The sequence below is a fragment of the Agaribacterium haliotis genome (assembly GCF_002312815.1).
In the GTDB taxonomy this organism is placed as follows: Bacteria; Pseudomonadota; Gammaproteobacteria; order Pseudomonadales; family Cellvibrionaceae; genus Agaribacterium; species Agaribacterium haliotis.
Window position 1 is genome coordinate 39,503 of sequence record NZ_NKQJ01000008.1, and the last position, 22,611, is coordinate 62,113.

Below are 22,611 nucleotides of genomic sequence, written 5' to 3' on the forward strand. Positions count from 1 at the left end.
CTCCTGTTGGGAGTGGTGCGTCCCCATCTCGCATGAGGATGCACTATGAGTATTCAAACCCTCGACAAACTTTTGATTTGTCACATCGACTGTTCCATCTGGAGCGGTAGAAAAAAACTAAGGCCTGAAGATTTCAGACTAGCCAATGGCAGCCAACTTCCACCGAAGGATGTTGCCAGCTTAGGGAGTAAAAAAATTTGCGACCCTGAGGCATTGGCGAACTTTGAAAGGCTTAAGAAAGAAGCGCAGCGCTTGTGTGAGCAAGTCGGTGTGCGGTTTTTAGGTGGCTATGCCGTCCCTGAGGACCGAATTGATCAGATTGTTCCAGAGCTTGACCGGATCGGTCAGGAGTTTGCGCAGTGCAAGCAGTTGTTCTTGGACAACTATGATCAGGTGACGTTTGACTGGGTTGCAAAACACCCGGAATTTGCAGATGCAATCCGGCGTGCATTATCACCCATCGAAGACGTGGAACAACGGCTTCAGTTCGATTATGCCATCTATCGAATGCAACCTGCTGAACAAGCTGGTGGCTTAGATGACAAGATCAATGGTATGGGACACACCCTCTTTAGGGAGGTGGCTCGTGATGCCAATGAGCTGTTTGAGCGTTCCGTTGCAGGCAAGAATCAAATCAGCCAGCGAGCCCTTAATCCTCTCAAGCGATTAAGAGACAAGTTGGATGGTTTGTCCTTCCTGGATCATCGAGTTCAGCCAATGGTTGAAGCGATGGACAATTTATTTGTTCGTCTGCCGAAGACCGGCCCTGTGACAGACAATCTCTATCACGAACTGATGGCGACCATTTTAATTTTGTCTGATCCAGACAAGATGAGAATGCACGGTGAAGGTCAATTGGATATCAGACAACTGATACCCAAACCTGAACCTAAGCCCGCACAGCCGGTATCTGCTCAGGCAGATAACTTGCGTGCAATACCTCAACCAACCGTCAGACCAAACCTTGGTTCGACTGTACCAAACTCATTTTATTTCTAACGTCCTTGAGGGCATGTTGCCCTGAAGGGCGCATGTCCTCTGAACTATGTAAGAGGAAATTATGCAATCAACTATCCATAACCCCAGCCAACTGAACCAGTTTGAACCACATTTTCGTGGTGTGACTGATGCTGTTGAAAGCGAATCGATACCGGAAGTGGCGTGTTGTCGAGCGTTAGTACAACGGTCGTACTCAACACATAGTGTCGTGATCCCAAAGAACCCTGTGTTGCTCGCAGATGCGGACGCACAAGGAGCTTGGGTAACGGCCATGGTATTTGTTCCAAACATGGCATTGCAGCAAACCGCTCACGAGCGGGCCTGGCGGCAATATCAACACGAGGTGTCTACTCAGTTACAAGACCAGTACGGTCTGGCATTGGATGACATCCTGAGTTTAGACAAGCTTAAAACGTCATTTGAACAGCACGAGAGTCCAGCTCAATTGGTGGCTTGGTTAGGTCAAAAATACGACCTGGATAAGCTAAAAGCACAGGTTTAAACATCCACATTCCCAGCGGGGAAACGCTCCCGCTGAGGGAGTATTCCCCCTAATGATTAGGAGACTCCCATGAATCATCCATTAAAAAATGCACTGCCAATCGTTGCCGCCGCTTATGGCGAAAAGTTTGGTGTGAAGGTGCTTATTCAAGGACAAGATGCGTTTACCGATGGTGAGCGGATTGTGATCCCAACAGCAAACCCAGACGACCCACACTATCAACAGATAGCTTGGGGTTATCTGGCTCATGAAGCGGCGCATATTCGGCATACCAATTTTGACATGGTGCAGAAGGCGTCGTCCAAACAGATCCGTAAGGCACTTCTCAATATCATTGAGGACGTTCGCATTGAAAACGAATTGGCAAAGGATTACCCCGGAACCCGGCGCAGTATTTCGCAAGTGATTGAGTACATGGTAGACACTCAGCAAATGTGTGTACCGGAACAGCTTGAGCCTGCATCTAACTTGCAAGCCTGGTTGTTGTTCCGCTTGAGATGCCATTTTCTCGGTCAGAAAGCACTGACGCCTTTGTATCAAGCAGTTGATGAAAGAGTGAGACAACTCTTTCCTGCCGCAGCGATGAGCCGGTTAAGCGCCATGCTGACAGCAGTGCCTAGCTTAGGCTCTACAGGTGAAGTGCTGAAACTTGTCGATGCCATCGTTGCCATGTTGGAAGACGAATCTCGTCCACCACAGGATGAGTTGGATGCTGATAACGGTAATGACATGGGACAAGATGCGAGTAATGACAGCAATAACAGTAGTGACAGTCAAACCCCGGAAACTGGTTCGTCTGCAATGGGGGATGCTGCTGAAACGGGGGATTCAGATAACTCTGATCAAGCTGACAATTTGCGACAAGCCTTAGAGGCCAGTGCCGCTCAGTTTGAACCCGATACCTTTGCCAAAGTGGCAGAAGTGTTGTCGGAACAAGCTGAAGGACATCAGGGTGTCACTCCACTCAGTTTGCCCCAAGCAGAGCAAGCTATGTTGGGTGATGAGGCCATCTTGACCTTATCGGCGTCTGAGTCCGCTCAAATTCGAGCCCGACTTAGGGGCATGGTTCAGTCCAGTCAGGACAATCGGAATCATGCCAAAAGACACGGTCTTCGAGTTGCAACCCATCGTCTTGCCGCTTCACAAGCAGGTGAGTCGAGATTGTTTATTCAAAGGCAACCTCGCATTGCGCCTAATGCTGCTGTGCACTTGCTGGTCGATATATCGGGTTCAATGGGTAAACCCATTGGCGAAGGTAATCGAAAGTACTTTCATGTTGCCAATGAAGCCGCTTTGGCTTTGGCCATGGCACTGGAAGGCATACCGGGTGTTGTACCTGCGGTCAGTTATTTTCCTGGTATTCATCAGGAAGTTTCTATCGCGTTATTGCCCAAGCAATCGGTTCGACATCGGGCCGCCTGTTTTGACCAAAAACCACGAGGTTGTACGCCTATGGCACAAGCAATGTGGTTTGCGGCAAACAGTTTGTTAGCGCAAAAACAGAAGCGAAAGCTAATGATAGTGCTAACGGATGGTGACCCAGATGATTGGGCTGCCACGCATGACATTGTTGACCGGTGCAGACGAAGTGGCTTTGAGCTTCTGGGAATAGGGATTCAAACACGCAGTGTTGAGAAATTCTTTCCTCAAAGCATTGTGATTAACGATGTCAAAGATCTGAAGCGTGAGTTATTCGAAGTAACACAACAACTGTTAATTCAGTAACCACATCAACTTTACCACCCTGCGGGGACGATTCCGTCCCCGTCAGGGCATGGGTTCGTCTCCGCTTTTTTTTTGGAGACTCCTATGAAAAACAAAAAGTTCTTTGCTGGCGAAGAAACCGGTACTTATATCGTTCCTGAGCAAGTGACTGAAGCGGATATCTTAGATATGGCGCTCAAGCTTGCCCGTGGTCGATTAAGTAAAGGTCGAAAAATTGAACAGCCATCATCGGCGTTTTCATACCTGCAAACACTGATGCACGAGTATGAGCACGAAGTCTTTGGAGTACTGTTTCTTGATACAAAACATCGCGTCATTCGATTTGAAGAGCTGTTCAATGGCACTTTAGATGCGGCGAGCGTGTATCCAAGGGAAGTAACAAAACGAGCGCTAGAACTTAATGCGGCAGCAGTGATACTGGTTCATAACCATCCATCGGGTGATCCTGAACCCAGTGAAGCTGATAAACGCATCACTCATCGACTCCGTGACGCCTTGTCACTTGTTGATATTCGAACGCTTGACCATGTCGTGGTCGCATCCGAGGGCTGCGTTTCGCTTGCCGAACGCTGTTATCTTTAATGAATGGGCGCATTGCCCATTCTCCTTCATCACAAAAGCAGTCCCATCAACACACGTCATCACAGCTCGAATTTCTATTTGAGTTTGATGATGCCCCAGTCACTTGGTCTGACACGGAAATCTGGCAGTTACGCGAAGGCATTCTTTTGGATGCGATCCGTGTGTTGCTGGACGGTCGTGTCAGCACTCGGTTGCGCAAGGATGTGTTGTCGTGGATTCAAAATGACGAAATAGCGCCATTTTGCTTTCGTGTTTGCGCGATGGCTGCTGTTGTCGATCCTGATGTGCTTCGTGAGTCCATCATGTGGCTATTAAGACGACATGGTATCCAGCTTGACTAACGCTCCTGTATTAACCGAACGGCTAATGCAGGACCTAAGCTGACTTTTACCACCTGTGGTAGGAGTCGGCATTTTACTTAAGGAGGTTATATGGCGTTACCTTTACAGATTGAAACAGTGAGGCCATATCTTAATGGCCAATGGCTTCAAATACTGGCGGCGTTGGTGCCAGAACTTGATGCCGCTATTGCTCGAAAAGGCCGTCATGTGGCTTGTCCTGTTCACGGCGGTCGTGATGGCTTTAGGCTGTTCAAAGATGCTGAATATACCGGTGGTGGCGTTTGTAATACCTGCGGTATCTTTCATGATGGCTTTGAACTGTTATCTTGGATTAATGGGTGGAACTTTGCTCAGTCTATTGAAGCAATCGGCCAGGTTCTTGGTATTCAACCCGGACAAATACAAGCACCTTCTCGGGCAATAACGCGTAACGCTGTTGATTGGAAGGCTAGAAAGCAGGACGAGGACAAAGCGATTATCCATCGCTTGAATCAAACCTGGGGAGAAACGTTTTCTCTTGCAGATACTCGTGCGCAACCAGTTTGGAACTACTTGCATCGTCGTGGCATTGTGACGCGGCTTCGTCCTGAATGGGATTCGGTGCTGAGGTTTCATCCAAGCTTGCCTTACCATGATGAAGATGGTCTGTTTATCGATAGCTACCCAGCGCTGCTAGGTAAAATCGTTACTCAGCAAGGGCGTTCGGCCACGTTTCATCGGATCTACCTAAGTGAAGATGGATTCAAAGCGCCGGTTGAAAAGCCTAAAAAGATGATGCCGATACCAAGTGACAGAACAATCACAGGTGGTGCCATTCCTATAGGTGAGCCTGGTGAAGTACTAGGTGTTTCTGAAGGTATAGAAACGGCCCTAGCGGTAACCAGAGCAACGGGGCAAACATGTTGGTCGGTTGTAAATGCAACGCTACTGGCTAGGTTTGAACCACCAAGTAATGTGAAAATGCTGTACATCTGGGCAGACCACGATCTCTCTGAGACCGGCCTGAATGCAGCGAATGAACTCAAGAAAAAAGCCTGGCAAAAAGGCATTCTGACACAAGTCTTGATCCCTCCGATACCAACGTCACTCGGCGTGAAAAGTTGGGATTGGAATGATGTGCTGAATGTTTACGGTGCCATGGGCTTTCCGAAAGTTCATGTCTGATCCAAGGGGCTTCGGCCCCTTTTTTTGCGCCTTGCATATTTGAAAAAACATGGAGAATGAAAAATAGATAACAAATAGGAGAAACAAACATGATGGTATTAACCCTGTTAACAAAGCAGATTGATGGTGAGTTTACGGTTTACTGGAAGACCGGACTTCGAAGAGGTGGTGAGTTAAAGGTCGATTTAGGTGAGCAATACGACAAGCTACCTGAGCAGCAAAAGCCAATTGCAGCTGAGCTTTATGCTATTCATCACCTACTGTCAGTGAAAGAGGTGATGGGGAGTAACCGAAGCGGTAATGGGCTTCAAATCCGAGTCAGTAAAGGAGCTATCAAAAAGTTACAGAAACAACGCTCAACTCAGCATTCACTTTACAGCCTGACTAGGTTTTTGCTCACTCGATACCAGGAAGCACAGATCTCGGTAGAGAAGCGGGACGATTGGCTCTCACATTCCTTCGAAGAATACAGCGTCGATAATGCTACAGTGAGAGAAATCGATGAGGTCATCAACGTTCCGAACATTGGACCTGTCGTGGTGACTCGTCATGCACTGGAACGGTTTGTGGAACGGCTTTCAGACGGTGCTCCTAAGCATCCTTGGAAGGCTTTGTGCGCTAAATTGTGTAGCACAGAATTGGCAAAATCTTTATTGCCAGAATGTATAGCTTCAAAGAAAGCAAAAAAATATTTCGTACAGGCAGAGTTTTGGTGTCATGGGAGCTCTGGTATGCACTTTGTGATGGTGCCATCAGCTAACGTTCTTACGTTAGTAACAGTGTTTAATAGATAGTCAGAAACACACACGATTCCTTCATCTATCTGGCCAATCGCTCTTATGGGGATCTTTACCATGTAGCTCTATGAAATTTTCTGGAGCTGACAATGAGAACCCCCTTGTTACCTTGGTTCATCCTATGGGTGACCATCCCAATCATGATTTTCTTTCTATTCATCTTGCCCGCCCATGCCAGTGATGGCCCATTCTATCAGCGTGGTCAGGAAGGCTGGTTTTGGTATCAGGTCATTCCTGAACCTGAGCAGCCTGATGAGCTGATAGAGCCGGAAGCTGGTGTCGTGGAGTCCAGTCAGAGCGAACTAAAGCCCTTCAGTGCCGCATGGTTCCGAGAGCATATGCAATCGTTTATGGACAAGGCAATTGATGAGCCAACGAGTGAGAATGTCAGAGCCTATCTTTATCTTCAGCGCGTCATGATGGATAAGGGCTCACTATTTGCTGATGTTAGTCAGCAGGTGGTCATGGGCGATCCTGTTTTGGATGAAATCAGTCGCAGACCCTTGGCGACCTACGCTGCTAATCGGATGGACCGAGAAGCTGGCGCTCAACGGGATGTTGCTTTAGGTGAAGTAGCAAAGCGAGCAGGCTTGTTCTTTTTCTATCGTTCGGATTGCCCTTACTGCCACGCTCAAGCGCCTATCATCGAATCAATGGCTTTAAACTACGGTTTCGAGGTATTTGCTATTGCTGTCGATGGCTTGCCTTTACCGGGTGGAGAGTTTCCCAATTTCAAAGTCGATTCAGGACAAGCTCAATCATTGTCCGTTACGACTGTCCCTGCCGTGTTCTTAGTTGATCCACCTAATGTCATCACTCCCATTGGCCAAGGTGCAATGAGCCTTGATGAGCTCAATAATCGAATTATTCTCGCAGCCCATCAAGCCGGTTGGATTGACGATCAAATTTACTATGCCACCAGACCTGTTCAACCCGGCGTGTCACTCGCTATGTCAGCCCAAGAGCTTAACGAAAAGATATTACAGGACCCTGAGTTCCTTGTTCGTTATCTGCGTGCACAAGGAGGGTTATAACGATGAAAAAAGTATTCCGAGTATCGCTAATCGCCTGTGCGATTGGTTTTTCATCTATGAGCCAAGCAAGCTTGCAACAGGAGATGAACCAGTTGTTTGGTTCAATGACCAACACCACTGCGCCTGGTGTATTCGAGAGTCAACGGCGTGGTGTGATATCTGGCGGAAGCGTTGTTGTTCGTAACAGGATCATGAACGAAAACCTCGTCTCTATGGTGCCTCCGTCATTCCAAGCCGGTTGTGGCGGTATTGATATGTTCGCGGGAAGTTTGTCATTTGTTAATGCAGATCAGTTTGTTCAATTACTTCGTTCTGTTGCTGCAAACGCCAAGGGGTACGCATTCCAATTAGCGCTCAGTGCTATGTGTGAGAAATGCTCTCAGCACATGGAGACACTGCAAAAGAAAATCCAGCAGTTGAACGAGTATTTCGGCAATTCCTGTCAAATGGCTCAGGGAGTCGTGAACGATACCCTAGCTGCTTTTGGTAAAAAGGGGCAAACAGAAGCCAGCATGTTGAGCTCACTTAAAGGGGCTGGAGACGTTTTTACCAGTTGGAGTGAATCCAATGGTAAGAACCCATATGAGAACGCTTCGAGTGTCGCGGCATCTGATGTGAACAAAACGATTAAAGGTAATTTGGTTTGGCGAGCATTGAAACGTCACTCGGCATCAAGCTGGTTTGCATCGGGGGATGACCGTTTTCTTGAAGCTGTTATGTCGGTGACTGGTTCGATCATTGTTGGTGATCTTGCTAATGCCGCTGATGGCCAAGGTAAAGCCCCAAAACTGACCAGGCTGAATGGCAATAAAGTGACTATTGAGCATCTAATTCATGGCGGTAACGTCGCTATGTACCGATGTGACACAGTGACGCAAGACGGTTGTCTGAACCCAACAATCACTAACGTGACTCTTACCGGGTTATCAACTCAGGTAGAAAATTTACTTCTTGGTACAGGTTCTAGTAACGGCATTATTTTTAAGTTTGCTCGAAATACAGGGGCTGCTAGCACCACCGAAAAGGCTTTTATGACCTCGGCTCCTGCCAGCATTGGGGGCATGATTCGAACTCTTTCTGCATTAAATGAAGGGGCCGCTAGGTCGTTTGCTTCAAGAGCGGCACCATTTATTGCTGTTGAGATGGCCCGAGCATTGGTTGAAGACATGCTCAATGCAGCTAGAAGCACCTCCGGTGTGGAAGATCATGCCTATGCGAAGTTATTAACGGAAGACCTTGAACGTGCACGTCGCCAAATCAATGAGGAGTACGCCGCGTTGCAGCGAAGATACGGCTCAGAGCAAGAGTTGCTGGCACATTTTAACCAAGTGATTCAGACCATTCGCAAACAGCGTTATTACACCGTTAAATCTACGGCGCTGGGGGAATAGGTCATGTGGGAAATCTATTCCATCGGGGATTCGGCTTTTTTAGAGCAGGTCCTGAACGCTGTCGCGATGATCACTGGTACAGGCGATTTTACTTCAATGGTTCGCATTGGCTTGCTCATTGGGGTATTGATGGTCTCTGTCCAGGCCTTAATGCAAGGCGGTCGTGGGATTAACTTTCAACACGTTTTAGTCTCATGGCTAGTCTTTGCAACCATGTTTGGACCCAGTACCCGAGTGAGCATTGAGGATGCGTACACGGGACAAGTTCGAGTGGTTGATAATGTGCCCATCGGTGCTGCTGCCGCAGGCAGTACGATTTCGACTGTTGGCTTTCAAATCACGCGATTGTTTGAAACGGCGTTCTCAACTCCCGCCATGACGGAATACGGCTTTGCATCCAGTTTACAGTCACTGATTAAAGTGAGAAAACAGGTGATGGATCGCTCTGGTTTGGGTGATGCAAATCGTGTCGCCGGTTCGGACATCGAGCAATCGTGGTTTAACTACATCAAAGAGTGCACCTTGATTGGTATCGACATTGGACAAAAGAACCTCGATCAGGTGCTGAGTGACCCCAACCCGATGACTGCGATTAGGTTTGATTCGCGCATTTATGGCACGCGCATCATGCTCAGTGGTAGCAGTAGCGATCTGGACTGCACCGATGCCTATAGCCAGCTGAAACTCATGACAGAATCAACCTTCATTCCAAGGCTTAAACAGGTTCTGTCAGCCTCATTGGGGACTTCGTCAGCAACGGATACTGATGACGTGATCCGAAATGCACTGAATAATCTTGGTTTGGCCTCGGTTAACACCCAAGAGTACATGACCTCGTCGGTGCTTTTGCCTATTTATGAGCAAAGCGTGACGGGCAAGTATATGGATGATCAAGCTTTCACCGCTGCCGTGATGGTTAACCAAGCGATTGAGCAGCGCAATACGCAATGGGCGGCGGAGCAGACCCTGTTCCAAAGTATCGTTCGTCCGATGATGACGTTTTTTGAGGGTTTCATTTACGCCATCACCCCATTGATGGCCTTTGTGATTGCCCTTGGCCAAATCGGGATGCGAATGGCCGGGAAGTACTTGTTAATCCTGCTTTGGATTCAACTTTGGATGCCTGTCATGGCCATCATTAACCTGTATATTCATTTAACCGTTGCAGGGAAAATGTCGGCTCTTGATGCCTTTGCAGGTACAGAAGTGCCATCTTTTGCTGGGATGATGCAGATGGATTCAGTGCTGCAAACCTGGATAGCTACTGGCGGCATGTTGGCGTCGAGTGTTCCGGCGATTTCGCTCATGCTCGTGTATGGCTCAGCAATAACCGCTACCCACTTGGCTGGACGTCTTCAAAACGGTGATGCAATTGATGAAAAGATGGCAAGTCCAGATGTCGCGAAAAATGCCCCGGTGATGCAATCACAGTCAATGTTCCAAAATTCAGCCCTCACTGGTTCTGCTATGACCGGCGCGTCAAACCTACTTAGCAGTTTCTCTGTCGGAAATGCGGTGGGTTCAATGGTCGGCTCTGCAAAAGAATCCATGACTCAGGCAACTCAAGCCTTTAGCCGTCAAGTTGGCAATACCATGAGCCGAACTTTTGGTGAAAAGCTAAGTTACGACAACCTTTCTTCGGTTGGACGTCAGATTGGTTCTTCTAATTCCGCATCTAGCGCCGTTGTTAATCAGGTCACTGATGACCTGCAAACACGGTATGGTTTCGGAGACGATAAAAAAGACGCTGTACGTGGCTTGGTATCGGGCGTGTTATCTGGCGGACTAAGGGTTGGTGGCGATGGAACCATTACTAATCCCGGTGAGAAAGAAGTTGCCGATAAGGGTTTTCTTGGGAGGCTTCTTGGAACGGGAGGCAATGATTCTCCACAAGGTAATTTGCCTGGAGTTGATAAGCCAGATTCATCTCGTGTACCAAAACTATCAAGGGTACGAGCTGGGTTGGATCTAGGTGGTAACTTTAGTGGCCAAGTTGAGTCGTCAGAAGGCAGTTCTCGGTCTACGACCGCAAATACGCTCACTGGGGAGATGCAAAGCTTGGCATCGAGTGATTCACGACGTGCTGAGTTTCGCGATGCGATGGTTAAGGACCTTTCAGATTCAAGACGCTCTGGCGTTGAGATGTCGTTGTCTAATCAAGACTATCAGTCACTTCAGAGTTCAGCACAAGACGTTATCACGGCATCAAACCGCTTTAGTGAGCTTGATCAGGCCAGCTACAGTCTATCAGGACAAAGGAACACGGATGGTGCGACGTTAACTCGATTAGCAGCGGATAATCCTGAAGTCATGGATTATTTAGGTCGCTATATGAACCAGCATGTTGAAGCAGGTAACCGATTACGTGAAAACCTTCCAATGTATCAGCGCTTGCTACCTGATGATAATCAGGCGTATGTGGCCGCAGCTATGGAGTCTTTAACCTATAGCAACTCATCGACGCCCGCTGAACGAGACAATGATTATCAAGCAGCAATGACTGTTATGGCCATGGCTACCGGAGCCGATTTACGATCAATTCAACCGCGCTCTAATGAAGGCTTGTCATCAGCTGCACCTACTTTTGGTGGCACTCAAAGCCAAGTGGAATCGGGTGTATTGGGCGGCTACGAGGATGCTGCAACTGTTCAAACTCAGTTCAACGCAGCTCAATCAGCTTACCAAACTAATTTGTCTGGTGTTGATGGACAACTAAATGCGCATCAACAACAAGCCCAACAGGCCGTAGTTTCTGACACAAGTACCTATCAATCTGGACTAAACAGTGAAGCTGGGTCTCAGTGGCGAGCACGCATTATGGCTGATGATAGCGGAGTTTCTGGTGCTGAAATGTTCTTCAACAGCGCCAGTGCTATTGGTGATTTCAGTGGCAAGCATACTGATGCAGCATTGCATACCTTGAATCATTTTGGCGAAGACTATGAGAGTTACAAGGAGCAAGCCCTTGCAGAACCTGGCTCACGAGGTTTCTTGCACAATGCAACGGTGGCCAGCAAATCAACATGGGATGGGTTAAAAGCAGCCGTTGATGCCGGAACCTCTTTGGAAAATCCTTTGACGGCGTTTAATGATGCATACAGTGGATCGAGTTCGCAGTATGCCTCCGAAGTTAACTGGGGCACTAAGTCTGAAGCCATGTTGGCTGGGGCATTCGGTGCGGCAGTTAACAATCGATACGGTGAGTTCTTAGAACAGTACGCCGATGATTTTAAACAGGAAGCATACAGCGAAGGGCAGAGAATGGGATTGACCCCGATTCAAAGTCAAGTGTTTGCTCAAGCTTTCAATGAAGGTTTGGCGGGGCGCGTATTCAACTCTGAAGACTCATCGAGTTGGTCGCCTGAAATGCTAGGTCTAAGGGAGCAAATGCTAAATGAGTATCGTCAAAAGGATGAGAGTGGCGCTTACATTCCTGACAGTGTGTCCGAAGAAGATAAAGCATTTGTGGATAAGCAGATAGCGGTGATCTCAAATGCATCGCTTGCGGGAGATTATGCTCAGAACAACTTGATCGATATTAGGGCCTATAACCAGGCATCAGGAAGGAACTGAAAATAGAAGGTAGCCAGCTTGTGGTTGGCTGGCTATTTTTTTGGCTTTTTGGGATACCTTGGATAAAAGCCATCAAAAAACGAATGGAGCTTATACCAATACCATTTTTCTTCAATGCTCAAAGTTCTACCCGAATCTTTAACTTGGCTACTCAAGAATCTAATTCCAGTACAAATAGCTAAGAAAAAGAGTCCCAAACCAACAATTGTCCAACTCGCTTGCCAATATGCGATTGCTACAAGCATAGTGATTATGGCTATAAGTCCGATGGGATTACAGGTCGCTTTGAATCCCAAGTAGCTGAAAAAAACGACGGTGCAGAACAGAAATGGCAAAGCCGCTAACTTGGCAGATGCCGTTAATATTTCTGATGGAAAGAAATGAGCCGTAGCCAAAGTCGCCAGAAAAAGCCCCAGTGATATAAACCAGCAGCGTGCTGTTAAAGATTTAAGTAAGTTTGTCATCTTCTTAGTACTCTCAAAGTGCACGGGCGGTGCACAATCAAATCATGCATCAGCATGTTAGTTCTCAAAAAGTGCTCTAGTGGTTTGCTCGGCCATAATCTCACACACAGGGCATTTAAGCTGAATGCGCTGTTGTGATACCGTCAAATACAGACTGCCGCACCGACACCGGTGTAAGGATGCAAGCTGTGATCTTAAATCACGAGCTAGAACCCAACCTTCATTGATGGTTAGTTTTTTCCAGGGGATTTCAGCTGGAAGATCTGCTTCTTCCCTTGCAACCAAGTACGCATCGTAAGCCTTCATCAAAGCATCAATATTTAATTGCTTGTAGACATTATCACCACCAATATTGACATAAAGCGCCATCAGCAGGGAGCCTTCAACTAAGGCTCTTCTGCTTTTAACAATGGCATCAGATTCTGGCAATTGACCAGGGCAAGGTGACTTGCCAGTCACTTCTTTGTGAAGCCTTCTGATAATGTGGATTGGCAAACCAGTATCGAGCGCGATAATGGTTGTCCTAAATCCGTATTTAATAAGTAGCGAGGCTCGGGTAAACAGCTCACTTTTGGACAGGTTATCAATCATGCATCCCCCTTGTTGTTTAGGGTTGATAATAAATAAGCGATTCTTGGGATACCTGTGCCTTTGCTCTTCACCATCTCAATCAGTTGGCTTTGGTTACCCCTTGGTTGAAACAGCATGAATGATGAGGTCGCTACTCGTTGCAGGTCGTCAACACCAGCATTAATCAGAGCATCAACCACATCGCGTGTAAGTCCAAAGCGCAAGACAGCCTCTTGCGGATCAATGCGCGCCAATTCCCGTGCTGCGTGCAGGTACGCCAAGTTTAATTGATAGAAGTCTTGTTGATTGGTTGTCATTGACGGACCTCCAGTTCATGTAAAATATTGCGATAAATAGAAAGCACTCTTTGCCCATACCAGCGTGCACGCTCTTCGTTCCAACTGTGATAGCGGCCTATGCCAAGCTCTAAATCGTTAGGTGAAGACTTGATTGCTTCGGCCAAAATACTGGAGCCGACGGTAAGGTTGGTGATGGGGTCTAGCAGTTCCGCCGCTGAGCTCACCCGATGTCCGTGCCAATGCAAATTGATTTGCATTAGGCCAATATCGAGCTGGTATTTTTCACTCTCTTGCAGTGCTTGGTTTAACAGTTGCTCCGCTTCTGTCTGAGATTTGGCGTAGGTTGCATTTGAACCATTGCGAATTGCGTATGGCCATGGACTGGTCATGTTGAGACCGCGATGTGAGGCGGACTCAGCCAAGGCAACGGCGTAGAGCATGACTGGATCAATACCAACGCTTTGTGCTGCTTTTTCCCACTGATAGCCCGGAAAAGCATAGACTGAAGTGCTTGCGGACATGGCTATCGCTAGTGCAATGGTTTTTGCTTTAATCGTTTTCATTTTTGTCCTCTAATTGATTTCCGAGAAGCGCCTGAATGGCTTTCGGGCTTATTCTTTTTAAAGGCACTGCGCTAAAGTTGGCGATGCCTCTCGTGTAAACTTGTGCCGCTTTTGACCAGTCGCCCACGGCAACAGGCGCTTGCATATCAAATCCTTTTTGCTGGTTCTGATGGTCTGCAATACCCTGTAATAGACTTGGGTATTCACCCACTTCGTCCCGCAGCAAGTAAGCCTGGTAGCGTGTTAAAAACTCTTTTTGCTTAAAGGGGTATTCCCTGTCATCAACCTTGCAGAGTTCAACCCATCCACCCATATCTGAAATCACGCGGTGGATAAGCGCATCGTCAAACATCACGGATGTCCAAGCGCCAACCTGACGAACAGCCTTGTCAACTTTGTTCCAAGCAACCATGGCTCTTGAGCCCGAGTTGCCGTCGATATGCTTGATGACGTCAGCGGGCTTTGGAAAAAATTGCCCAGTATCCGGTGATTGAATATGCCGAGTCAGACCGATTCGCACTTCTTCAATGCTATAAGCACGAAGGGCTTCAAATGCGATGGATAGCAATTGCGGTGATACGCTTTTGCCATACATGGCCCAAGCGGCTCCCCAAACTTCAGCAAACTCGCGTTTATCAACCTCCTGCACTTGAACGAACCTCCCGAATACTTGGTCCGGCCCAGCTTTCAGCGATGCGGCGATTGCTTTCTTCAATATTCAATTGGTGATTGCTGCCCTTTAGGCTCGTCGATGATTGCTGTACTTCATCAATGCGAACGTACTCGTCTTCCCATTGCCGGTTTAAAAGCCAGTTATGTGGCATAGGCGTCTTAGTCCGATCTTGATACTGCAATCGGTTGTCTCGTTGCTCTTTCCAGCGTGTTAGCACTTCCAAGGCGAGTTCATGGTCTTCATTGAGGCCCATGCGAAGCCATTCTTCTTTGGCTTTCGCTTTTTTTTCTTTGCGTATTTGTACATCCCAGAAGTCTTCGAACTGTATCTGGTTAACAGTTTTAACTGTTGGCTTATTGCTTCTCTCAGAGTCATCCGACCGTTGAGAGTCCCTTACCGGGTTGCCATCAGGCATAAACAATGATGAAAATTCTTCTGGAAGCCGAGCTTGAAAAGCGGCAAGAGATTTCAAAAGCGATGCCATACCAACGAAGTCGGCAGGTACATCTTTAAGCAACCGAAAGGCTGCCTTACCTTGGTTAGGGTTTTCGATTGGGTTGTGCTTCAGAAAGCTCCGAATCAAAGTCCAACCGGATTCCTCGCAACGAATGAGGAACTGATCTTGTTCTAACTCATTTAGAGCCTTGGCAACCTGTTGCTCTTCCCAGTTCAAGTCAGAAGCAACGTAACCAATCGGCAATCGAAAGCAGCCAAGCAAATTACAATGTGGGCATGTAAGCAAATACAGTCCTAGCAACTTAGCTGAGTCACTCCAGGACAAAACGTTTTGCTTTAGCCAAAAGCGGGTATAGACCTTGCCATAATCACGCATGGAGGAACTCGCTTTTGTGTTTACGTAAAATGCTGACCATTATTTGCCCTTAATCCTACTGGTTACTGGCTTTCAGCTCGCTTGGGCATTCGGGATAGATGTCCGGTCTTAACTGGGATCGGGTTACCTGTCCTTGCGTAGCTTGTTCGATGGGTAAAACGAATTCAGCGGGAACACGCCCTGATTTATTCAACCAAAACCAGACGTTTTGCTGTTTTGAGTTGATGGCTCGTGCTAATGCTGATTGCCCGCCGACCAAGTCAATGGCACGGCGGAGATGTTTTTGTGTCGTGTTGAACACTTCCATACCGTCTCCTGTTACAATAATAACTGTTACAAGATTGAATGTTACAGTTTAAACTGTAGGTAAGTCAACAGTTAAAATTGTTGAAAGACTACAGTTTTATTTGTAGAATGCGGGCTTATGAAAACTTTATCCGAACGACTAAACCATGCCTTGCAGCTTACTGGGGTGACTCAGTCTGAGTTGGCTCGTCGCATTGGTATCAAACAGCAGTCGATCAGCCAGATTTGCTCTGGTAAATCGGCTAGGTCTCGTTACACCATGCAGATCGCGGAGGCGCTTCGCGTGAATGCTCATTGGCTCGCCACAGGTGATGGCGAGATTGGCTTGGGGGTCGGTAATGTAGAAGTCGGGCCTGATATTAAGGGAAGAATTCCTCTCATTAACTGGGTTCAGGCCGGTGATTGGACTGAAATAGCGGAGGGATTTGCCCATGAAGATGCTGAGGAGTGGCGTGAAGTCACTGGGAAAGCACATGAGGGTTGTTTCGCACTTCGCGTAAAAGGCGACAGTATGGAAAATCCAAGCGGAAAAAAATCCATACCTGAGGGGGCAGTGATCGTTGTTGATCCTGAGTTACCTTATTCTTCAGGTTCATTGGTTGTTGCGCGTTTGGATGATTCGAAAGAAGCAACCTTTAAGCAGTTAGTTATTGATGGTGAACAGAAGTACCTAAAACCTTTGAACCCGCAATACCCTGCAATACCGATCAACGGCAACTGCACCATCATCGGTGTAGTACGACAAGCTATCATCGATTTCTGGTAGCGAAGGAATTTGTGGTTTAGCCACAGTTGTTCATGAGCTGAAGAAGCAACGATTGCAAACAGCTACAACTGAGCATTGGCGCACGCTGAGAGTAAATGGTAACCGATTAGATAACCATTGATTGTTTATAAAGTCAAGATCAGCGAAAATAGCGGCCAATTACGATTAACACGACGGATTTGACAAGCGAAGAACTGAAAATAGAGTACTTCCAAAAGTGTGTACAAATCCGTGTACAAACTAAAAGAATTTATACATGGCAAACCAAGATTTTCTTAATGAAATCAATAAGCGAAGGACCTTTGCTATCATCTCGCACCCGGATGCCGGTAAAACCACGGTAACCGAAAAGCTGCTTTTATTTGGCAATGCAATTCAAAGTGCGGGCTCTGTCAAAGCCAAGAGCGGTGGTGGCCACGCAAAATCGGATTGGATGAGCATGGAGCAAGAGCGCGGCATCTCGGTGACCTCATCAGTGATGCAGTTTCCGTATAAAGAGCGCGTGGTGAACCTGCTCGACACACCGGGTCACGAAGATTTTTCGGAAGATACTTATCGCACACTCACCGCTGTTGACAGTGTGCTTATGGTGATTGACGGCGCCAAAGGTGTGGAGGATCGCACCATTAAGTTGATGGAAGTCTGCCGCCTGCGCGATACGCCCATTCTCACGTTTGTAAACAAAATGGACAGGGATATTCGCGACCCGATCGAGGTCATGGATGAGGTTGAAGAGGTGTTAAAAATTAAAGCGGCGCCGATTAATTGGCCGCTGGGCATGGGTAAAGAATTTAAAGGTGTATACAACCTCTACACCGACACTGTACATGTCTATCAAAGCGGTATGGGCCACACCATTCAAGATGACGTACAGATCAAGGGTATCGATAGCCCTGAGTTTGACGAGTTGATGGGGGTTTATGCTGATGATGCTCGCGAAGAAATTGAACTTGTGCGCGGAGCCACACACGAGTTTAACCTGGAGGAGTATCTCGCAGGTAAGTTGACGCCGGTTTATTTTGGTACGGCACTTGGCAACTTTGGCGTACGCGAATTTTTAGATGGTTTTGTAGAGTGGGCGCCGGCGCCCCAGGCGCGCAATACCGATGTGCGTACCATCGACGCGCACGAAGAAAAGTTCAGCGGTTTTGTCTTTAAAATCCAGGCCAATATGGACCCGAAGCACCGCGACCGCATTGCCTTTATGCGAGTTTGTTCCGGCCGTTATACCAAAGGCATGAAGATGCGCCATGTGCGTATAGGCAAAGATGTCAAAATTGCCGATGCAGTGACATTCTTAGCCGGTGACCGCTCTCATGTGGAAGAGGCGGTAAGCGGCGATATTATTGGTTTGCATAACCACGGTTCCATTCAAATTGGCGATACGTTTAGTGCCGGTGAAGCGCTGAAATTTACCGGTATTCCCCATTTTGCACCGGAGCTGTTTAAACGTATTCGCCTTAAAGACCCGCTAAAAATGAAGCAGCTACAAAAAGGCATACAGCAGTTGTCGGAAGAGGGCTCAACCCAGGTGTTTTTCCCTCAGAGCAATAACGATATTGTCGTTGGCGCAGTGGGTGTGCTGCAGTTTGAAGTGGTCGCCTATCGCTTGAAGGACGAATATAAAGTTGAGGCTATTTACGAGCCTGTTACGGTAAATACGGCGCGCTGGGTCGAATGTGACGACGACAAAAAGTTTGAGGAGTTTAAGCGCAAGTGTGCCGATAATCTCGCCATTGATGGCGGTGGACACCTGACGTATTTGGCTCCTAGTCGAGTGAATTTAAGTTTAACTGAGGAGCGTTACCCCGAGGTAAGGTTCCGCTCGACCCGCGAACACTAATTTATGCCAAACGCGCCAGAGCCATTGGTTCCCGAATTAAAAAGCCAGGTTCCCGCTCAGGGCAACGCCTTGACGCGTGGTTTCGGCCGCCTGATGCTGCGTTTGCTCGGCTGGAAAGTTAAAGGCGAATTACCCGACGTACCGAAGGCTGTTTTTGCCGCTGCACCCCACACATCAAACTGGGATTTCATACTGGCGATGTTTGCGGTGTTGGCAATGGGGGTAAAGATTTCTTATCTGATGAAAAAAGAAGCGTTTATCTGGCCGCTGCGCAGCGTGTTTCTGTGGTTGGGCGGCATTCCGCTGGACCGTTCTGCAGCAGCTGATACGGTTGAGCAGATCTCTGGTTGGTTTTCCAATAGTGAACGTCTGTGGGTGGTGATTACGCCCGAGGGCACACGTTCGCGTGTGCCAAAGTGGAAGACCGGTTTTTTGCGTGTCGCCCACCGAGCGGATGTTCCGGTTGTGTTAGTTGCTTGGGATTTCCCCAGCAAGACCATGCACATTGATCGCCTGTGGCATTGCAGCGGTGATCACGAGCTTGATGCCGAGCAGATTCGCGCCTATATCTGTAAAACTTACCGCGGTCGCCATCCGCAGTTGCAGTAGCCGGTTTGACTCTGCTGCGAGCAGTCGGCACACTGCTTCGGCTTAATTACGGAAGCTCGGATATGCCCGCTCAAAGCCCCATTGCCCGCTTTTTAGTTGTACTTGCCGCTTTTGTTGTGGTGGTTGCGGGTATGAAAGCCGCCGAATCACTGCTGGTACCTTTTTTACTGTCTTTATTTATTGCCATTATCAGCTCGCCGCCGCTAATGTGGATGCGCCAAAAAGGCCTGCCCACCTGGCTTGCATTGCTGAGCATCGTTTCGGTGTTAGTTATCTTAAGTGTATTAATCGGTGTCATTATCGGTTCATCTATCGCTGAATTTCGCACCGATTTACCCAGCTATCAATTAAAACTTCAAAGTTTGACGACTGAGCTTTTTGACAAGCTTGAGCACCTTGGTGTCAATGTCGATCTTGATCAGATTCGCCAGAGTTTTGACCCGGCAAAAGCGCTGGCGATGGCCGGCAATACGCTCGCAAGTTTTGGCAACTTGATGACCAATTTTTTCCTGATTCTGTTAACCGTGGTGTTTATCCTCGCCGAAGAAGTTAGCTTTTCAGACAAGTTGCGTGTTAACGATCAAACGCGCAATTCACTCGAGGCAATACGCCGCTTTACAGCTGGGGTAAATCGTTATGTCGCGATTAAGACCATGGTGTCTTTGCTGACGGGCTTGATGATTCTGACTTGGCTTTGGGTGCTCGGCCTTGATTATTTTGTGCTCTGGGGCTTATTTGCTTTTTTATTAAATTTTATTCCGACCTTTGGCTCTATTCTCGCCGCGATTCCTGCCGTGTTATTGGCGCTTGTTCAATTAGGCTTTGGCGATGCGCTGTTGGTTGGCATGGGTTTTTTATTGGTCAATTTTATTGTCGGCAACGTGCTTGAGCCCCGTATTATGGGCAAAGGGCTCGATCTTTCAGCCTTGATCGTATTTTTGTCTTTGGTTTTTTGGGGCTGGGTGCTTGGCCCGGTTGGCATGTTATTGTCGATACCTCTGACAATGACTGTACGCATAGCGCTTGAGAGCTTTGAGGACACGCGCTGGATAGGTGTGATGATGGGCTCGGGAACAAGCCCGCAAGACAGCAATGACAGCACGATGTTTTTAGCTGCTGCTGATAACGCAAGCGGTGAGAATAAAAAAGAGCAGGCTTAATACGCGTCTTTGTGTTGATCCCGTTGTTCGATCACCTCAAGCGCCGCGACTCGGTAGGCTTCCGCCAGGGTTGGGAAGTTAAAAATACTTTCGACAAAAATGTCGACTTCGGCATTGGCTAATAATGCCATTTGGCCGATATGTATAAGTTCGGTTGCGCCTTCGCCGACGATCATGACCCCGAGCACTTTTTGGCCTTGGTCGTCACAGACTATTTTGAGCATGCCATCTTGGATGTCTGAAATTTGGCCGCGAGCGACATCTTCAAAGTTTGCCCGGCCAACCATAACCTCACCAAATTGTTTTTTTGCCTGGGTTTCGCTAATACCGACGGAGCTGAGTTCGGGAATAGAGTAGATTCCAGCGGGAAGGGTTTGGTGCATTTGTCCAAGCTTGACCGCATAAGCATTGCAGCTTGCACGGCGACCTTGCTCCATTGACGCTGACGCCAGTGATGGAGGGCCTATCACATCACCGGCAGCAAAAATGCTGGCCACGGCTGTTTGCAGATTGTCGTCGACGCTGATAAGCCCGCGCTCATTGAGTGTGAGCCCTGCGTTTTCCAGGCATAAGTCGCTGACGTTGGCGATGCGCCCGGCGGCGCAAAGTAATTTATCGCTTTTGATCACTTGGCCGTCGGCGCATTCAGTGATGACCGCGTCGTAGCCGTTCCAGTGCACTTTATTGACTTTGGTTTCACCTAGCCAGGTGCCCCCCATGCTTTCAAATGCGTGCACAAATTTATCCGTTAAATCCCTATCTAAAAAACCCAGCGGTGCAGGGTACTTATCGATCATATGTACTTTGACGCCGAGTGCCTGGAAGATTGAAGCGTATTCACTGGCGATAACACCGCTGCCGAGCACGGTAAGACTCTTGGGTAAATACAGCATTGACAGGATGGAGTCGCTGTCAAAAATATGTTCGTGATCAATGGGGATTTCTTGGGGGTTGCGAGGATAGGAGCCCGTCGCAATCACTACTTTGTCGGCGCTGATAATATTGCTACCGCCACCGACAAAGCTTATTTCAATTGAGTTTGCACTTAAAAATTTAGCGCGGCCATGAATAAGCTCAATACCGTTGTGCTCAAGCTGATCACTTAAATAGTGATCGAGCGCGTTGAGCACATCATCCAAGCGTGTAATTAGCGTTGCAAGTTCTAGGTCTTCGTTGAGTTCGAAGTTGGCGATGGCGGCGTTTTGGCGCATGCTTTTAATGCGCAGGGCATTTTCTCGAAGCGTTTTAGATGGGATGGTGCCTCGAAAAACACAGGAGCCGCCTGTTTCTTTGGTCTTTTCAATGACGGCTACTTTTTTGCCGAGCTTCGCACCTTGAATGGCTGATTTTTGCCCCGCAGGACCGCTGCCGATAACAACCAGGTCGTAGTTTGTCACTGTTGCATCGCCTCCATCGCCGTTTTGACGAGCTCCTCGCGTTCAAGTAACTGCTCAACTTCATCCTGATACAGGTTGATTTCTGCAAAGGCCGGGTGCGTTTTAAGTTGCTCAAGATTGAGCACATCTTCTTTTTCTTTGTCGCCAAAAAAGTGGTTGGCAATTGCAGAGCCCGCAACCACGATGCTAGTTTGGATCTTGCCGTTATGTTCTTGCTTGTATTTATCAAAATACGCAACAACATTCTTGACGGTTTCAGGCATGCCCCAGGCATCAAGTAACATCAAGGCTATCGCGCGGGCGCACGCAGATTCGACGTCCGCCAGATCACTGCGGCTAATATTAATGCGATGCTTTTCACCGAGTTCGAGACTGAGCTGTACCGCTAAGGGGCGGCCAATATCGGTGAGCAAGCCTGCTAAAAATGCGGCTTCAACATTTTTCCTACAGGCTCTGGCGGTTTCTTTGGCCCAGAGGCCGGCGGCGAGGGACGTGGTAAAAATATGTTGGATATAGTGCTCGTAACCCGGTGTGTTAAACAGGGTACTGTTTATGGATGCGGCAAGGGCAATTTCGGCGATGACACGCATGCCTAGGCGTGTGATGGCTTGTTGTAGGCTGACCATGGATGCGTTTGGGCTATAGGCCGCAGAATTGGCAACACGCATAACGTGAGCCGCTAGGCTCTGATCACTCTGGATAAGCCTGGCGAGCTCGGCGGCATCCGAGTTGGGGTCCTGGGTTAGGCGAACAACTTTGCCGGCCACCTCCGGCAGCATGGGCACTTCAACATTGCCTTTTTTGATACGCTCGAGTATGTCATTTATCACTACGCTTGAGTCAGTCGATGCGGCCATAACCATGATTCTTATTCCGTGTAGTTGCTATAGCGGTGCGTAATATCACTTTCAATTTAGCACGTAGGGCTGTTTTTGCTTGTCTTCTTTATTTGCTGGGCCTGCTGACTGGAGCCAAACGAATAAAGTGGCGCAAAAAACATCCTTTGGGTTTTGCTTGCGGT

Annotated in this window: 23 protein-coding genes; 14 read left to right on the forward strand and 9 right to left on the reverse strand. The window is 48.0% G+C overall.

All coding sequences use genetic code 11. The features are described from left to right. Positions 1 to 45 precede the first annotated feature (45 nt). From CFK45_RS10470 to CFK45_RS10515, 10 genes are all read left to right on the forward strand, one after another. Positions 46 to 999: a DUF3150 domain-containing protein gene (locus tag CFK45_RS10470; protein WP_095498556.1), complete on the forward strand. Its 954-nt coding sequence runs from the start codon at positions 46 to 48 to the stop codon at positions 997 to 999. 61 nt (positions 1,000 to 1,060) lie between these two features. Next, positions 1,061 to 1,501, forward strand: a complete 441-nt coding sequence (locus tag CFK45_RS10475; RefSeq protein WP_095498555.1) for a hypothetical protein — start codon at positions 1,061 to 1,063, stop codon at positions 1,499 to 1,501. 69 nt (positions 1,502 to 1,570) lie between these two features. Next, on the forward strand, positions 1,571 to 3,226 hold the full coding sequence (locus tag CFK45_RS10480; RefSeq protein WP_095498554.1) for a VWA domain-containing protein: 1,656 nt from the start codon (positions 1,571 to 1,573) through the stop codon (positions 3,224 to 3,226). An 84-nt stretch (positions 3,227 to 3,310) separates the two neighbouring features. Then, entirely contained in the window at positions 3,311 to 3,808 is a 498-nt protein-coding gene (radC, locus tag CFK45_RS10485) for a RadC family protein (protein WP_096086400.1), read from the forward strand. After that, the gene (locus tag CFK45_RS10490) at positions 3,808 to 4,149 is read left to right on the forward strand and encodes a plasmid-related protein (RefSeq protein WP_096086401.1); all 342 of its coding nucleotides are present in this window, start codon (positions 3,808 to 3,810) and stop codon (positions 4,147 to 4,149) included. The genes radC and CFK45_RS10490 overlap by 1 nt, the downstream gene beginning before the upstream one ends. 90 nt (positions 4,150 to 4,239) lie before the next feature. Then, positions 4,240 to 5,313 carry a DUF7146 domain-containing protein gene (locus CFK45_RS10495; RefSeq protein WP_096086402.1) on the forward strand — a complete coding sequence of 358 codons (1,074 nt, stop codon included), beginning with the start codon at positions 4,240 to 4,242 and terminating at the stop codon, positions 5,311 to 5,313. A gap of 89 nt (positions 5,314 to 5,402) precedes the next feature. Next, positions 5,403 to 6,107 (forward strand): hypothetical protein, encoded by a 705-nt coding sequence (locus tag CFK45_RS10500; RefSeq protein WP_096086403.1) that lies wholly within the window; start codon positions 5,403 to 5,405, stop codon positions 6,105 to 6,107. Positions 6,108 to 6,199: 92 nt separating this feature from the next. Then, positions 6,200 to 7,144: a thioredoxin family protein gene (locus tag CFK45_RS10505; protein ID WP_096086404.1), complete on the forward strand. Its 945-nt coding sequence runs from the start codon at positions 6,200 to 6,202 to the stop codon at positions 7,142 to 7,144. Positions 7,145 to 7,146: 2 nt separating this feature from the next. After that, entirely contained in the window at positions 7,147 to 8,535 is a 1,389-nt protein-coding gene (locus CFK45_RS10510; RefSeq protein ID WP_011788529.1) for a conjugal transfer protein TraH, read from the forward strand. A gap of 3 nt (positions 8,536 to 8,538) precedes the next feature. After that, the gene (locus CFK45_RS10515) at positions 8,539 to 12,108 is read left to right on the forward strand and encodes a conjugal transfer protein TraG N-terminal domain-containing protein (RefSeq protein ID WP_096086405.1); all 3,570 of its coding nucleotides are present in this window, start codon (positions 8,539 to 8,541) and stop codon (positions 12,106 to 12,108) included. Positions 12,109 to 12,140: 32 nt separating this feature from the next. On the opposite strand, the gene eexS is transcribed toward CFK45_RS10515, so the two are convergent. Genes eexS through CFK45_RS10550 form a run of 7 tightly spaced genes read right to left on the reverse strand, consistent with a single transcriptional unit; the run spans position 12,141 to position 15,816 of the window. Further along, entirely contained in the window at positions 12,141 to 12,572 is a 432-nt protein-coding gene (eexS, locus tag CFK45_RS10520) for an entry exclusion protein EexS (RefSeq protein WP_096086552.1), read from the reverse strand. A 57-nt stretch (positions 12,573 to 12,629) separates the two neighbouring features. Further along, a complete protein-coding gene (locus CFK45_RS10525; protein WP_000566753.1) occupies positions 12,630 to 13,163 on the reverse strand; it encodes a FlhC family transcriptional regulator in 534 nt (177 codons plus the stop codon). Beyond that, entirely contained in the window at positions 13,160 to 13,459 is a 300-nt protein-coding gene (locus CFK45_RS10530; RefSeq protein WP_000210563.1) for a flagellar transcriptional regulator FlhD, read from the reverse strand. The genes CFK45_RS10525 and CFK45_RS10530 overlap by 4 nt, the downstream gene beginning before the upstream one ends. Further along, entirely contained in the window at positions 13,456 to 14,004 is a 549-nt protein-coding gene (locus tag CFK45_RS10535) for a lytic transglycosylase domain-containing protein (protein WP_012368350.1), read from the reverse strand. Before CFK45_RS10535 ends, CFK45_RS10530 begins: the two co-directional genes overlap by 4 nt. After that, positions 13,991 to 14,653, reverse strand: a complete 663-nt coding sequence (locus CFK45_RS10540) for a DUF6475 domain-containing protein (RefSeq protein ID WP_096086406.1) — start codon at positions 14,651 to 14,653, stop codon at positions 13,991 to 13,993. Before CFK45_RS10540 ends, CFK45_RS10535 begins: the two co-directional genes overlap by 14 nt. Next, a complete protein-coding gene (locus CFK45_RS10545; protein ID WP_096086407.1) occupies positions 14,640 to 15,509 on the reverse strand; it encodes a hypothetical protein in 870 nt (289 codons plus the stop codon). The genes CFK45_RS10540 and CFK45_RS10545 overlap by 14 nt, the downstream gene beginning before the upstream one ends. 55 nt (positions 15,510 to 15,564) lie before the next feature. Next, positions 15,565 to 15,816, reverse strand: a complete 252-nt coding sequence (locus CFK45_RS10550) for a helix-turn-helix domain-containing protein (protein ID WP_000451746.1) — start codon at positions 15,814 to 15,816, stop codon at positions 15,565 to 15,567. A 117-nt stretch (positions 15,817 to 15,933) separates the two neighbouring features. On the opposite strand from CFK45_RS10550, the gene CFK45_RS10555 reads away from it, so the two are divergent. From CFK45_RS10555 to CFK45_RS10570, 4 genes are all read left to right on the forward strand, one after another. Beyond that, positions 15,934 to 16,581: a LexA family protein gene (locus CFK45_RS10555; protein ID WP_000854920.1), complete on the forward strand. Its 648-nt coding sequence runs from the start codon at positions 15,934 to 15,936 to the stop codon at positions 16,579 to 16,581. Between the two features lie 256 nt (positions 16,582 to 16,837). After that, the gene (gene prfC / locus CFK45_RS10560; RefSeq protein WP_096086408.1) at positions 16,838 to 18,424 is read left to right on the forward strand and encodes a peptide chain release factor 3; all 1,587 of its coding nucleotides are present in this window, start codon (positions 16,838 to 16,840) and stop codon (positions 18,422 to 18,424) included. Positions 18,425 to 18,427: 3 nt separating this feature from the next. Next, on the forward strand, positions 18,428 to 19,033 hold the full coding sequence (locus CFK45_RS10565) for a lysophospholipid acyltransferase family protein (protein ID WP_096086409.1): 606 nt from the start codon (positions 18,428 to 18,430) through the stop codon (positions 19,031 to 19,033). 62 nt (positions 19,034 to 19,095) lie between these two features. Next, complete coding sequence (locus CFK45_RS10570) at positions 19,096 to 20,193, forward strand: AI-2E family transporter (protein WP_096086410.1); 1,098 nt, start codon at positions 19,096 to 19,098, stop codon at positions 20,191 to 20,193. Here the strand turns inward: CFK45_RS10570 and sthA are convergent. Beyond that, entirely contained in the window at positions 20,190 to 21,590 is a 1,401-nt protein-coding gene (sthA, locus tag CFK45_RS10575; protein ID WP_096086411.1) for a Si-specific NAD(P)(+) transhydrogenase, read from the reverse strand. The two genes, CFK45_RS10570 and sthA, sit on opposite strands and share 4 nt — an antisense overlap. Beyond that, positions 21,587 to 22,447: an HDOD domain-containing protein gene (locus tag CFK45_RS10580; RefSeq protein ID WP_239923640.1), complete on the reverse strand. Its 861-nt coding sequence runs from the start codon at positions 22,445 to 22,447 to the stop codon at positions 21,587 to 21,589. The genes sthA and CFK45_RS10580 overlap by 4 nt, the downstream gene beginning before the upstream one ends. Positions 22,448 to 22,611 lie beyond the last annotated feature (164 nt).

Excerpts from the sequence above, each read along its gene's own strand:
- CFK45_RS10530 (WP_000210563.1), bottom strand. The coding sequence starts at position 13,459 with ATGACAACCAATCAACAAGACTTCTATCAATTAAACTTGGCGTACCTG.
- CFK45_RS10475 (WP_095498555.1), top strand. The coding sequence starts at position 1,061 with ATGCAATCAACTATCCATAACCCCAGCCAACTGAACCAGTTTGAACCA.
- radC (WP_096086400.1), top strand. The coding sequence starts at position 3,311 with ATGAAAAACAAAAAGTTCTTTGCTGGCGAAGAAACCGGTACTTATATC.
- CFK45_RS10565 (WP_096086409.1), top strand. The coding sequence starts at position 18,428 with ATGCCAAACGCGCCAGAGCCATTGGTTCCCGAATTAAAAAGCCAGGTT.
- prfC (WP_096086408.1), top strand. The coding sequence starts at position 16,838 with ATGGCAAACCAAGATTTTCTTAATGAAATCAATAAGCGAAGGACCTTT.
- CFK45_RS10495 (WP_096086402.1), top strand. The coding sequence starts at position 4,240 with ATGGCGTTACCTTTACAGATTGAAACAGTGAGGCCATATCTTAATGGC.
- CFK45_RS10535 (WP_012368350.1), bottom strand. The coding sequence starts at position 14,004 with ATGAAAACGATTAAAGCAAAAACCATTGCACTAGCGATAGCCATGTCC.
- CFK45_RS10515 (WP_096086405.1), top strand. The coding sequence starts at position 8,539 with ATGTGGGAAATCTATTCCATCGGGGATTCGGCTTTTTTAGAGCAGGTC.
- CFK45_RS10490 (WP_096086401.1), top strand. The coding sequence starts at position 3,808 with ATGAATGGGCGCATTGCCCATTCTCCTTCATCACAAAAGCAGTCCCAT.
- CFK45_RS10505 (WP_096086404.1), top strand. The coding sequence starts at position 6,200 with ATGAGAACCCCCTTGTTACCTTGGTTCATCCTATGGGTGACCATCCCA.
- CFK45_RS10470 (WP_095498556.1), top strand. The coding sequence starts at position 46 with ATGAGTATTCAAACCCTCGACAAACTTTTGATTTGTCACATCGACTGT.
- CFK45_RS10550 (WP_000451746.1), bottom strand. The coding sequence starts at position 15,816 with ATGGAAGTGTTCAACACGACACAAAAACATCTCCGCCGTGCCATTGAC.
- CFK45_RS10480 (WP_095498554.1), top strand. The coding sequence starts at position 1,571 with ATGAATCATCCATTAAAAAATGCACTGCCAATCGTTGCCGCCGCTTAT.
- CFK45_RS10525 (WP_000566753.1), bottom strand. The coding sequence starts at position 13,163 with ATGATTGATAACCTGTCCAAAAGTGAGCTGTTTACCCGAGCCTCGCTA.
- CFK45_RS10570 (WP_096086410.1), top strand. The coding sequence starts at position 19,096 with ATGCCCGCTCAAAGCCCCATTGCCCGCTTTTTAGTTGTACTTGCCGCT.
- CFK45_RS10510 (WP_011788529.1), top strand. The coding sequence starts at position 7,147 with ATGAAAAAAGTATTCCGAGTATCGCTAATCGCCTGTGCGATTGGTTTT.
- CFK45_RS10545 (WP_096086407.1), bottom strand. The coding sequence starts at position 15,509 with ATGCGTGATTATGGCAAGGTCTATACCCGCTTTTGGCTAAAGCAAAAC.
- eexS (WP_096086552.1), bottom strand. The coding sequence starts at position 12,572 with ATGACAAACTTACTTAAATCTTTAACAGCACGCTGCTGGTTTATATCA.
- CFK45_RS10580 (WP_239923640.1), bottom strand. The coding sequence starts at position 22,447 with ATGGCCGCATCGACTGACTCAAGCGTAGTGATAAATGACATACTCGAG.
- CFK45_RS10500 (WP_096086403.1), top strand. The coding sequence starts at position 5,403 with ATGATGGTATTAACCCTGTTAACAAAGCAGATTGATGGTGAGTTTACG.
- CFK45_RS10555 (WP_000854920.1), top strand. The coding sequence starts at position 15,934 with ATGAAAACTTTATCCGAACGACTAAACCATGCCTTGCAGCTTACTGGG.